Origin of the sequence: Leptolyngbya sp. FACHB-671 (assembly GCF_014695745.1) — a bacterium.
Taxonomy (GTDB): domain Bacteria; phylum Cyanobacteriota; class Cyanobacteriia; order Elainellales; family Elainellaceae; genus JAAUTN01.
Map to the genome: position 1 here is coordinate 1 of NZ_JACJOV010000128.1, position 13,164 is coordinate 13,164.

General features: G+C 47.2%; 7 protein-coding genes and 1 pseudogene. All 8 read right to left on the bottom strand.

The window, feature by feature from the left end; genetic code table 11:
- Positions 1-221, bottom strand: a pseudogene (locus H6F93_RS18625) (transposase); the annotation flags it as partial.
- A gap of 391 nt (positions 222-612) precedes the next feature.
- Positions 613-2,880, bottom strand: coding sequence for a caspase family protein (locus tag H6F93_RS18635; protein ID WP_190683739.1), 2,268 nt, complete (start codon positions 2,878-2,880; stop codon positions 613-615).
- 39 nt (positions 2,881-2,919) lie between these two features.
- On the bottom strand, positions 2,920-6,021 hold the full coding sequence (locus H6F93_RS18640) for a CHAT domain-containing tetratricopeptide repeat protein (RefSeq protein WP_190683743.1): 3,102 nt from the start codon (positions 6,019-6,021) through the stop codon (positions 2,920-2,922).
- 52 nt (positions 6,022-6,073) lie between these two features.
- A complete protein-coding gene (locus H6F93_RS18645; RefSeq protein ID WP_190683746.1) occupies positions 6,074-7,024 on the bottom strand; it encodes a trypsin-like serine peptidase in 951 nt (316 codons plus the stop codon).
- A gap of 41 nt (positions 7,025-7,065) precedes the next feature.
- Positions 7,066-7,560 (bottom strand): hypothetical protein, encoded by a 495-nt coding sequence (locus tag H6F93_RS18650; protein WP_190683750.1) that lies wholly within the window; start codon positions 7,558-7,560, stop codon positions 7,066-7,068.
- 146 nt (positions 7,561-7,706) lie between these two features.
- Entirely contained in the window at positions 7,707-10,538 is a 2,832-nt protein-coding gene (locus H6F93_RS18655) for a CHAT domain-containing tetratricopeptide repeat protein (protein ID WP_190683753.1), read from the bottom strand.
- A 54-nt stretch (positions 10,539-10,592) separates the two neighbouring features.
- Entirely contained in the window at positions 10,593-11,345 is a 753-nt protein-coding gene (locus H6F93_RS18660) for a hypothetical protein (protein ID WP_190683757.1), read from the bottom strand.
- Between the two features lie 161 nt (positions 11,346-11,506).
- Complete coding sequence (locus tag H6F93_RS18665) at positions 11,507-12,148, bottom strand: LysE family translocator (RefSeq protein ID WP_190683761.1); 642 nt, start codon at positions 12,146-12,148, stop codon at positions 11,507-11,509.
- Positions 12,149-13,164 lie beyond the last annotated feature (1,016 nt).

Here is a 13,164-nt window from a genome sequence, read left to right on the forward strand (position 1 = left end):
TTGAGTAATTCTCCTTGCTCATTGATAACTAGATGCAGCTTGAAGCCAAAAAACCAATCGACCGAGGTTTTGCCTCGTGCTGCTAACGGTTTGAACACTTTGTGAGAAGCAATTCGACGGTTATGACAGACCTTGATACTGGTCGCATCGATGAAACTGAGTCCTGTACACGGACCAAAACACTGACGCAAATAGCCGCACCAGGGAATCAAAGCAGATGGCAAGGATTCTCTTGACCTGCCGCCTAAATTTGTGGGATGGGAATCGAAATTCGCTGGATCAGTTCGATACATACCGCACGTTGGAGTTTGCTTATCCAAATCAGATAGAGCAGTTTATTGAGCAATGGTTTGCGCCACGGGAAAAAGCTAATCTTGGTTTCGCTTAGCGTCCTAACGTATCTACGTAGGGCCATATCCCTCTTCCGTCACTCTCGCTGGAGAATAGCTGAAACGACACAAATTCGTTGATATTAGACCGGATGAATTCAGCTAAACCGTACATCAACAGCACGAGAATTTATCCTCCTCTCAGAGTGACAGAAGAGGGATACTCTAATCGGAGAAGCGAATTGAAACTGGAGGTTAGCAACGATTCGTGTAACAACAGAATTCAGGCATCTGGACTGTACACCTCAAAGGGAATGGAGAATGCTGCGAGTTCCTGGCTGCTGATATAACGTCCATTATCTTGAACAAGTTGGACTGAGCGGTTTGAACTGCTCTGAGTGAGGTCATTAATTAAAGTTTCGCTCAGTTGTAAAAAGGCATCATCGCTTTGTAGTGGGGTTCCACGCTGAATGCCTCGATTGGCTGCGAGTTGTCCGATCGCCTGTAATGCCTCGCGAATCGGGAGTAAGCTGGCTATCACCAAAATCTCATGTTTTCCAGTAGGTGGTGTCAGTCTCAAGTTGAAGCGATCGCCCCGATTTGGATCAGGTACCTGTAAAGTTTCACCACTTCTCACGGTTGCTGCTGTCTCTAGAGCATCGTAATCGGTAGGGAACAAACTCACGATTCTGCCATCCGGTTCTACCAGAAGAATACTTGTAAACAAGTCCTGACTAGTATTGTTTTTAACAACAATTTGAACGTAAGTTTCAACGGGCAAACGATTAGGATCTTCAGACACCAAAACAGGTTGTGATGGCATCGTGTTTGCTGCTGATATACCCCGCTGTCCTCGAATTTCGATTGGTGCCGCCGTTGCTCCAGCCGAACTACCTGCTGGTATCAGCGATGCTGTTACATCTAACTGAGATGACCCCGGATTTAGCAACAGCCGTAGCAGGCGTACCGCCAGCAAAACGCTAAATTTAGGACGCAGGCGGTCAATGGCAGCCTGGATTAGTTCTTCGGGCTGTCCAAAGGAATCATGCAGGATCTGTTGTCCAGGCAAAAAGATTCCGATACTGCCAACGGCTGGACGTTCGGCTTCTGGTAGAACCAAGAATGCCCAATACTCAGGAGTCATTCGCCCTATAATGTAGTCTATTTCCCCAGCTAAAACTGGCTTGACCTGCACACGCGGTATATCGACTAATTGCTGCTCTACAGCGCTGCGATCGCCGTCCAGCGAGGAGTCTAACCCCAGTTGCAAAGATAGGTTTTCTGGAATGCTGCGCTGGTCTTCCTGTAAAAATATAGGCTGATTTGAGGAAGGCAGGTTTCCCTCAATCCATTCTCCTTGGGCTACCAAGCCACTGCGCTCAAGGGTTTGTACTTGTCCCAACAGTTGACCCTGGGCATCAATAGCGCGAAAAACGGTGCGATCGTAGGATGCTAACTGCTCCGGATGCACTCCCCCTAACCAAAATCTAACTTGCTGATGGTTAACATCAGTGACAACCGCTTCAGCAGCCGGAGTTGATTTAGAAATGAAGTAAATTGGTGGTTGCTCTATTTGAGAAGGCACTTCGATTTCAAATTCGGGGCGTTGCAATCGTCCAGTATATTTCTCGGCAACGGTGCTAGCAGCTTGAGCAATCGTGTTAAACGCACGCTCAACAGAGTCATTATGGGCTTCTTGCCAAAGGGATTGAGTCATTAAATAGGTGAATGCACCTGCATGAAATTCACCAAAATTGACATCAGCCGCCACTTCTTCTTCTTTTGCAGAGGCAATCACTACGCCTTTTGCAATTCCAGCACAGCGCTGTGTGGCGAAAGCTTCTGGAGATAATCCAAGAGCCGATCGCCATTGTTCTTGATAACTTAGCTCCGTTTGATTGGGATAGATTTGGGGGTTGGTATCGGCTCCATCGCGCGATCGAATCGTCATAGTGCCACGTTTGCCGCCACCCGAATAGCAGCTATCCAGCACTACAGTCACATGTTCGGTTTGCAGCGCACTCATGAGTAAAAAGAGCGATCGCCCCATGATGTCTTGTACTTCACCGCCCTCAGTTCGATAGTTCTCTGGTAGTGGGCTATCAATCGGTACAAGGCTGCTATTCAGCGGGTTTTCACAAGGATTTGGATCAACGATACGAGAGCCATGTCCAGAGAAATGGAACACTACCACATCACCAGGTTTTGCCTGTTGAATTAAATGATCATTGAAGGCAGTGAGAATGCCTGTTCGAGTGGCTTGTTGATCGATCAACGTGACAATATCGCGGTGGTTAAACCCAAAACGATGCACCAGCAATTCTTCCTGCATCTGAATGTCGGTGACACAGCCATTCAGAGGACTCCACCCTGCCGCATCCTGAGAATAAGCATTAATTCCCACCAGCAGCGCTAATTTTCGGGAGGTAGGTTGTGCCAACACTTGAGCATAACGTCTACCTTGCCGCACAACATTTAAAGCATTCATCCCGACTGCTGCGAATGCCGATCCGGTAAGTTGCAGAAAACGACGACGGTTGAGGATAGCCATGAGTTTTGCTAGGTTGCATCCTAAATTATGAACCGACCTTTATTGTGCTTCGCCAATCAGGGTAAAGGCTGCCCAGTCTTTTGGGTCAGGGTGTTGCTGCATCGTGATTAACATGGCTTGTCGTAGTGCCTGCGCTTTGTCAGGATTCGCTTGTAACTGGCGGTAAAACTCGGTCATCAAATCAGCCGTTGGCGCATCCGGTACTGCCCACAGCGATACCACCACACTGGGAACTCCTGCACTGATGAGCGCACGCGATAATCCCACAACTCCATCTCCGGTAATCCGTCCTCTCCCTGTATCACAGGCACTTAATACAACGAGTTCTGCCTGCAAGTCCATCTCTAGAATCTCAGCAGAAGTGAGTAATCCATCGTCACTGCCATCAGGAGTGAGGGCGATCGCCCCTGGCACGTCCAGCACTCCAGAATCGGACGGAATACCATACTCCAGTAATCCATGAGTTGCGAGATGAATAATCTGGGCATCAGGCATTTGCTGCGTGACTGCCGTTTCGGTTGCTGCTTCACCTATAATCGCTTCCGTGTTGAGGAATTGGGCGATCGCTTCGGCTTCCCGTTCGGCTCCAGGTAAGGAAGCAAGTGGAACTTCGGTACTGGTTTGAGTATCCCAAATTTGAGGCATGACGGGGTTCCCCACGATTAAGGCATTCTCTGGCGATCGCTCGTGATTCTGCTGTTGTTGAGTTAGACCGAGAACTTGAATGGAAGGGGCGATCGAAATTGTGTGATTCTCAATCAGATAGTCTCCACTAGCATCTTGCAACGCAGCAAAAGGAACGAGAAATAAACCGCCTTGAGGAATGAAAACAATGCGATCGCTTTGATTCATAGGTAGTAGGTCTGCGATCGGTTCTATCAACAGTTGGTGTAGTTGTAGTAGGCTGTCAGATGCCAAGTCAGGATTATGCTCAAACTCAATATCGCGACTAGCAGAGCGATCCGCAGGGCGCACATTCGAGACTAAGTTTGAGATGGTAGTGCTATCACTCCGAAAAACAGGACTGCCACCAAAAGCTGTATCAATTGCACCAGTTAAGATCTGCTGGTTCTCTTCATTTAACTCCGTTGAACGAAAGCTGATTTCTCCAGTGGGACGAACTACCCATATGTAAATGGCTGGAGCAGCAATTTCTGCATTAATTACAGAATATTGTATTAGCGTGGCGTTTTGCTCTCTGGCAATTTGTTGAATATCGCTAATGGAGGGTGCAGGAAGGTTAGTCGTAACATCATCCTGCAATTGTTGGGAGAGCAGAGAGACAAACGGACGGGCACGACCACGCTCTGAGGTTTCTAGCGCTGCTTCAATTTTGTTCTGAGCAATCTGGATCTGTTGCAGAACCCCATAAAAAAGAACCTGCGTATCAAATAGTGAGATTTTATCCGTGTCTGTGAGATCTTGCTGCAACAATGCGTCTAAAACTGAAAGAGCATCTGAAAGAGCTATTTCAGCAGGTTCAAGCCGATTAGATAGAAAAAGTGACGCTCCAATGTTACTAAGGGTTATACCTTCTCCTGAGCGATCGCCGAGTTCCTGACGAATAGACAACGCCTGTTGGTAATAGTTCAAGGCTTGAATATGCTGCTCCTGGTCGGCGTAAGCTGTTCCCAAATTGTGGATAGCAGTTGCCTCAGCAAACCGATTGCCCAACTCTTGCGCAATAAACAATGCTTGCTGGAGATCATCTCTGGCTTCAGGATATTGCCTTAGCGCAAGATGAACATTCGCAATATTGTTGAGCGATCCTCCCTCCCCTGCGCGATCGCCTATGTCTCGTCGAATGGATAATGATTGCTCGTAGTAGTTCAACGCTTGTGAATATTGTCCCTGGTAATAATAAATTCCTCCAATATTGTTAAGGAGTCCTCCCTCTCCTGCGCGATCGCCGATCTGTTGAGTAATAGTTAGTGCTTGCTGATAGTAGTCTAATGCTTGGGAATGCTGACCTATATGGTTATAAACGAAACCAAGACCACCCAGGGCAAGTATTTCAACTGCCCGATTGCTTGTTTGTTGAGCGAGGGTTAAAGCTTGCCGCAAGGAGCTTAACGCTTGAGGATATTGCCCTAAATGGGTATACCCTTTTCCAATGTTACTGAGAACAAGCCCAGTTTGAGATGAGCTGCCTACTTCTTGCAAAAGTGTTAGTGCTTGTTGGAAATAAGTGAGTGCTTGAGCTGACTGCCCTAAAATGACATGGACTTCTCCAATATTGTTAAGTGTAAGCCCTTCTCCTAAACGATCCCCAATTTCTCGGCGATTCGCTAACGCTTGCTCAAGATAATGTAATGCTTGACTGTATTGACCTAGATTGGAATAAACAGCTCCAATGTTGTTGAAAATAAGTCCTTCGCCATCCTCATCGCCTTCTTCCTGAGCAATTGCTAATGCCTGTTGATGATGATTTAGGGCTTGACGGTATTGCCCACGACTACGGTGAATTTCTCCAATACTGCCAAGAATCCGAACTTCTTGCGCTCGATCGCTTGTCTGTTGAGCCAGGAACAACGCTTCTTGAGCATAGTTCAAAGACTGTGAATAGTCGCCCAGGTGATGGTAGATACCCACAAGGGTGATAAGAATATTTCCCTGTATAGACCGATCACCTAGTTCTTGAGCAATAGACAATGACTGTTGGTAGTAATCTAAGGCTTGGGTAGGTTGTCCGAGGTTACTATAAGCTAGTGCTATATAGGCGAGAGTGCGTCCTTCTCCTGCCTGGTCGCTCTCTTCTTGAGCAATAGACAGCGATTGCTGATAGTAATCTAAGGCGTTTGAGTAGTTTCCTAAGTTCAAGTGAGTTGACCCAAGCCCAGTGAGAGCAGACTTTTCGCCTGTGCGATCGCCAATGTCCTGATAAATCCCTAACGCTCGCTGTAGCGACTGCAACGCCGCTTGGAATTGGCTGGTTTGATATTGCTCATGTCCTCGTTGTAACAGAGCATCAGCTTCAGCCCTACGATCCTCGGTTGTCTGGGCAAGGACTTGAGGAGGAACAACCAAGATTGGAAAAAAGGCAAAAGGGAGGGAAAGCGAGTACGCAGAAAGTATGAGGGGCAGCAGTTGACGAGTGGCGATCGCTTTAGGCAGACTAATTGCGCGAAGGAGAATGAGCATAAATTGTCCTCTCATACAGTGCGGCACCAGAAGGCGACAGGATTTACTTCTCTCAGTTGAGTTGAGCAACAATCCGATCTATGGGAACAGCCAAATTGATAATAATTTCTCCCGATTCAGTATCTACAGCTTCTGCCGTATTGATTGCAACAATTTTTAGTTCGCCGTCCACCAGTCCAAGAATTGGGCCGCCCGATGAACCGCCAAATGTGTCACAGTTATGTAGCAAGACTTCTTCCATTTCATCGAGAATACTACAGCCGAACTGAGCACCCGCTGTTGCTCCTGGATTCTCATTGGGATAGTCACCTGAGTAACCGACAAAAATGAGTTGCTCTTGATACTCTGGGCTAGAGAGTGTGGAAATGGGTAAACTTGACCATCCTAACCAACCATACTTTTCACCAAACGGCTTATCAAGCTTGAGAAATGCCCAATCGTCAGGATGGGGGTGGCTAGGGCGATCGCTAAAATCCGTCCCGACGTAAACACCCTCGACATAGGCAACATCGGCAGCATCAGGAATCTGATTGTTAATCAGGTTGGGCATGAATCGGATTGCCTGACTGAGTTGCTGTGTGGTGATATCAACAACACAGTGAGCATTCGTTAACACAACATCACCACTGACTAGGGTTCCTGTGCAGATGTAGCTTTCTCCATTCACATCAATCCCTTCTATACGACCGATTGTAGACCAGGGATAGGCTTGGCTTAGCACTTCAATGCGATCGTCCGTTCCCAATACTCCTCTTCCTCCAGTTGGAGAATCAGGCTGGTTATCTAAATGAGCGGGAATGAAAGATTGAATATCAGGCGACAAGTTGAAACTTGCCAAATCAGAGATAGGCATAGATTGAGCAAGTTCTGTGTCTGGATGAGTTAAAAACCGGGCTGAAGCAGTAGAGCGATCGCTTGAGGTCAAATGAGGTGAAACAGCAGTTAAGGAAGTACTTGCTGCAAATAGAATAGCGAATTGTTTAAAGACTGCTTTTGTATTCATAAACCTAACTTGATGGAGTTAAAACGAGATTTGATAACAATCTACATTGAGCGAGTTCTTAGACCCAAGAACTCTCGAATTTGATAAGCGATTACCTCTGATAAAGCTACGCAATCATACCCATCTGATAAAGGAATAGCTCCAAAGTTTCCTATGATCAGCCAGAGTCGGGCTGATTCTAATGTGGCTCCATAAGCATAGAATGGACTTTTTCTCACCTCGACTGCCCGAACATTTTGAGATGGAAACTCCTCGATTTTGGCTTGAAATCCGTAATATTTGATAGTTACTTTTCGGAGAGTTTTGTTAAAACTGCAAATTCTAACTACATCACTTGCCCACAAATTTGTCAGTGCTAAAAGAAACCCAACTGCTAGTAAAACGAAACAGAGAGAACCCCACCACCCACTAGGAGAAGCAATTAATACGATGATGAGTAGAGGACCAGTAAACAAAAGAGAAATATTGCCAAACCAATAATTTATAGCTGAATTTTGAAGTGTTAGAACATTTTCAGATTGCTCTAGAATCCTCATTTCTTAATTTTCTCCTACTCGTAGTTGCGCTATCACAAACTTCTGTTCGCTTCTTAAAAGGTCTGATCGCCTTATTTAAAGCTGTTAACCTATAGTTCTGGTGTGAAGCAAGGTATGCAGTCATGAATAGCGCTATGATGACTTAATTACTCTATCTCCCCAATCAATGTGAAAGCTGCCCAATCCTTTGGGTCTGGATGTTGCTGCATGGTGATTAACATTGCCTGTCGTAATGCCTGCGCTTTGTCAGGGTTGGTTTCTAACCGATGATAAAACTCAGTCATCAACTCCGCTGTAGGAGCATCAGGCACAGCCCAGAGAGATACAATAACGCTAGGAACTCCGGCACTAATGAGCGCACGCGATAAACCAACGACACCATCTCCGGTAATTTGTCCTTGCCCGGTGTCACAAGCACTCAATACGACTAATTCTGCCTGCAAGTCCATTTCTAGAATTTCAGCGGAGGTCAACAAACCATCGTCATTGGCAGAAGGAGTGAGGGCGATCGCCCCCGGAACATCCAGCACTCCGGATTCAGAGGGAATGCCATACTCTAATAGCCCGTGTGTCGCCAGATGAATAATTTGAGCATTGGGCATTTGTTGAGTAATGGCTGTTTCTGTGGCGGCTGCACCTGTAATCGCTTCGGTGTTGAGGAATTGGGCGATCGCTTGTGCTTCTTGTTCGGCTCCTGGAAGTGGATTGAGTTGGATGTCAGTGCTGCTTTGAGTATCCCAAACAGTGGGCATCTCAGGATTGCCTACGACCAAGGCATTGTCCAACGACTGGTCAGGACTCGCTTGTTGACGAGTTAGATCGAGAATTTGAATCGAAGGGGCAATCGAGATTGTATGATTCTCAATCAAGTAATCTCCATTTGCGTCTTGCAGCGCTGCAAAGGGAACGAGAAATAAGCCGCCTTGGGGTATGAACACGATGCGATCGCTTTCATTCGTAGGAAGTAAGTCTGCGATCGGTTCTATCAGCAGTTGGTGCAGTTGTCTGAGGCTATCAGTTGCCAGACTGGGATTATATTCAAACTCGATATCGCGAGTAGCGGAACGACTGGTAGGACGCACATCTGAGACTAAGTTTGAGATGGTCGTACTATCGCTACGAAAGACGGCATTGCTATCAAAAGCAGTGGCGATCGCTCCAGACAAGGTTCGTTGATTTGCCTCATTCAGCTCGACGGAACGAAAGGCAATTTCTCCCGCAGGAGGAATCACCCAGATGTAAATAGCTGGAGTACCCACTGATGTGTTGATCACAGAATACTGTACCAACGTAGCATTTTGCGCTCTTGCGGTTTGTTGGATATCGCCAACGGAAGGAGCAGGCAGATTTGCGGTTGCTTCCGTTTGTTGAAACCGTTGAGAGAGCAGAGAAACGAAGGGACGAGCGCGACCGCGTTCTGAGGTTTCTAGAGCAGGTTCAATTTTGTTTTGAGCAATCTGCACTTGTTGTAGAACATCGTAGGCATCAACCTGCGTATCAAACAGCGAGATTTTATCTGCATCGCTAAGGTCTTGTTGCCGTAGCTCGTCTAGTACCGTGATCGCCTCTAAGAGTTCTGCTTCAGCCGATTGGGGTTGACCCAACTCAAAGAGACTTGCCCCAGTACTGCTGAGGATAGTCCCTTCCCCCGCCCGATCGCCCACTTCTCGTGCAATGGATAAGGCTTGCTGGTAAAACTCCAGCGCTTGGGGGTATTGTCCCTGATTGAAATAAACGCTACCAATATTGCCTAGGGTAGCCCCTGCTCCTGCCCGGTTGCCCACTGCTTGTGCAATGGACAAGGCTTGCTGGTAAAACTCCAGCGCTTGGGGGTATTGTCCCTGATTGGTGTAAACTAACCCAATATTATTGAGGGTATTCCCTTCCACAGCCGGGTTGCCCAATTCTCTTGCAATGGACAAGGATTGCTGCAAAGACTCCAGCGCTTGGGGGTATTGTCCCAGATAGAAGTAAACAGTTCCAATATTGCTGAGGATAATCCCTGCTCCTGCCGGGTTGCCCACTTCTCGTGTAATAGACAAGGCTTGCTGATAAGACTCTAACGCTTGGGGGTATTGTCCCAGATTGCGGTAAACAGTCCCAATATTATTGAGGACAGCCCCTGCTCCTGCCGGGTTGCCCACTTCTCGCATAATGGACAAGGCTTGCTGCCAAGACTCCAGCGCTTGGGGGTATTGTCCCAGATTGCGGTAAACAGTCCCAATATTATTGAGGACAGCCCCTTCCCCCACCCGATCGCCCACTTCTCGTGTAATGGACAAGGCTTGCTGATAAGACTCTAACGCTTGGGGGTATTGTCCCAGATTGCGGTAAACTTCCCCAATACCAGTGAGGGTATTCCCTTCCACAGCCCGATTACCCACTGCTCGTGCAATAGACAAGGCTTGCTGATAAGACTCCAACGCTTGGGGGTATTGTCCCTGATAGAGGTAAACACCCCCAATATTATTGAGGGCAGCCCCTTCCCCCACCCGATCACCCACTGCTTGTGCAATGGACAAGGCTTGCTGCAAAGACTCCAACGCTTGGGGGTATTGTCCCTGATGGAGGTAAACATTCCCAATACCAGAGAGGATAATCCCTTCTCCCACCCGATCGTTCACTGCTCGTGTAATAGACAAGGCTTGCCGCCAAGACTCTAGCGCTTGGGGGTATTGTCCCAGATCGAAGTAAACAGCCCCAATACCAGAGAGGGTATCCCCTTCTCCCACCCGATCGCCAATCTCTCGATAAATCTCCAATGCCTCCTGTAAAGATTGCAACGCTGCTTGAAGTTGGCTGGTTTGATACTGTCCCAATCCTTGTTGAGCTAAACGATTTGCTTCCGCTTGACGGTTATCTTGGGTTTGTGCCAACACCTGAATTGTCCGTCCAGGAACTATCCCAGTTGTGAGGCTGGTGGCAATTAAGGTAAGCAGGGCGATCGCGGTGGTAACGCTGAGTTTGGATAAGTTCATAACAACCGTTGAATATTTGTGTGACGACAAACGGACTGAAGCAGGCGATCGCCTCTAGTCTTCTTCACAGACTGCAGTGACGGTTTGATCAATCAGTTCACTCAATTCGCTCGATGGTCGTTCAACGGCAAGCACTTCTCGCCAAAAATCTGACCAGAGTTCCTGTTGAGCGAAGTGATAGGCACGTTCGATAGCGATCGCCTCATTCTGCTGCATTGATGGCAACTGTCGGGCAATCAGGTTCCGTTCTTGAGGGGGGATGACCTGGAACGAAATAATCCGCTGCGGTTCATTACCAAAATCCGAAGTGAAGATTAACCATTGATAAGTGATGTTTGGCTGTAGAGCTTCACCTATGTACGTTATGTGAGTTAAGCCCGTTGCGGCAGCATTCCAAATTTCGTTCTCGCTGTTGGCTCGTCTCACTGCAATTTTTTCAACGTCTCCATCCCAAACAAAAGTGGGGTGCTCGTTCCATACCACTGCGACTTCTGGTAGGGCAAATGGAGCGATTGGGCAGGGTTCATCGGGACCACGTCCACCGCCTCGACCATAGGGGGCAGGAGGGGTTCTGCGACCGTCACCCTCCCAAAAATCTGACCAGGCTTGGCGAAATGAGGCGTGAGCAGGTGGACTGACCAGCAGCCACGGCAAAGAGAGCGTGATGCTTAATACTGAAATGAGTAAAATACGGCGGAGGTAGAGTCGAAGTAGAGTGAGATGAATATAGCGCATCAGTGTTTCCTCATAACTTAGATTGGCAAGAGATTGTTGAGTTGAAATTGCCGCATAATCCTGTGATTCCACCTTGCCAGGGACTACCTGCTTGTTCTTAAAATTTCTGGTTAAGTTGACAGTATCTTCCACAGATATCTAGGGGAAAGCTTGGATCAATAGAGCCCAGTGAGATTTAGAACGTATCGAATTCCTCGCTAAAGGGATTTTTTGTTTGCGCCCTTGAACTCACTTCAAGGGCGCAAACTTGATATCACCATTAGTCCACAGCCGAACAAGGTTGCTCCTGCAAAACGATTGAGCCATTTGAGGACAGTGGGGTGAAATGGCGAACGTCCTACCCTAGCAGAATAATTCTTTAGCCTGGAACGTAATAGTTCACAAGTGCTGCAAAGCCCTAACCACCAGAGCATAGAGCCACTGAAAACACCCAGGCTCAACATTCCAACGTGAAACGGATAAGTGGTCGGTTTAATCCCTGCCAAAATGACAATGGAAAGAAAAATGGGAACCGGATCGGCTAGCGTCAAAGCCAACATGGAACCGTAGCGATTGAGCAGTTTTGTATTGTGTACAGAGGCAAGTTGAATAGCAGGCATCAGAGCAATTCTGCATCCGACTATGCATAACAACAGTCCTGCAAAGCCGCGTAACCAGTGATGATAATGCTCTAAAAGATGGGCCACCAAATCTGCTCCAGAGCTGGCGATCGCACTATAAAATGCGTCAACTGTTGCGATCCCCAAACCAGAAGTTACCCCACACAGCCATCCTTCTGCTAGCGTGCGCCGAACACACAAAATACTCAATCCAACAGACGGCGCAGCTGCTGCTAAGCCAACCATACATCCTCTGAAATAGCTTAGATTCATCATGACGATCTTCTTCACTTATCCAATTGCAAAAGGTAGCTTTAGTGGACTTGCTCATACTCAAGGCAGCATCTTTGATAGAAACTGCTGTAGTTCAAGCGCTCTACACAAAATCAATGCGTTTCCAGACTGTGAATAGAAGTATTGAAGGAATACCACTGGTAAGTGTGGAAGGAGGATAGGCAAGGAATTGCGGAATTGTTATGCCGTCTCTTATTGGTTAATTGCAGGTAGCTTCAAAATCTACGAAAACCGATCGCTATTTGAAGCGAATTTCTTCCGCCGAAATTGGCGCAATGTCTTTTAGAACAAGAACTGGCTGAAGTTTTTGAGCCGTATGAACTTGATTAGCCGTCCATTCATACTCTGTACCTTATGATCTTCTTTTTAGTTTGTCGGTCTGCAAAAGTCAGAAAAGGTCAGAAACATAATTCCTAGAAATGGAGTGATAGCTTGATATAGGGTTGTATCGCAAAGATCAGTCAATAGTAAGGTAGACAAACCGAACTCTGCCGACTCATTCTCATGATGTCTACTCCTGCTCGTGCCCACTTAGCCCATTGGGCACGAGTTTGTCCTGGAAATCATGAAAGTGCTGGCTAAGCGCTACACGGGGGCAATTGGACAGGGAAATAATTGGTTACGCAGTGTTTTGGTTCAAGCCGCCAATAGCCACATCCCGTTGCAAAACATCGTATTTGTCTGCTGTTTATCGTCACTTAGCTGCACGTCGAGGTCGTAAGCGAGCCATTATTGCGGTGGCTCATCGGATTCTTAATTGCTGTTTATCATATGCTCAGCAAGCAGCAACCCTTCCGTGATCTAGGGACAACTCATTTGGATGAGCATCACAAAGACCATTTGCTCAAGCGAATGTGTAACCGTATTCAGCAGTTAGGCTACAAGGTTAGTTTAGAACCTATCTCAAGCCTATCTTCTTAAGTCACAGCTATCTTTGAGTTTCAGGATAGAACCGGAGGAACTGCTCTTTCCATTCAACTTCACCTCCCTATTTCCGA

Coding starts and splice junctions, on each gene's coding strand:
- H6F93_RS18635 (WP_190683739.1), bottom strand. CDS start 2,880: ATGGCTATCCTCAACCGTCGTCGTTTTCTGCAACTTACCGGATCGGCA.
- H6F93_RS18640 (WP_190683743.1), bottom strand. CDS start 6,021: ATGCTCATTCTCCTTCGCGCAATTAGTCTGCCTAAAGCGATCGCCACT.
- H6F93_RS18645 (WP_190683746.1), bottom strand. CDS start 7,024: ATGAATACAAAAGCAGTCTTTAAACAATTCGCTATTCTATTTGCAGCA.
- H6F93_RS18650 (WP_190683750.1), bottom strand. CDS start 7,560: ATGAGGATTCTAGAGCAATCTGAAAATGTTCTAACACTTCAAAATTCA.
- H6F93_RS18655 (WP_190683753.1), bottom strand. CDS start 10,538: ATGAACTTATCCAAACTCAGCGTTACCACCGCGATCGCCCTGCTTACC.
- H6F93_RS18665 (WP_190683761.1), bottom strand. CDS start 12,148: ATGATGAATCTAAGCTATTTCAGAGGATGTATGGTTGGCTTAGCAGCA.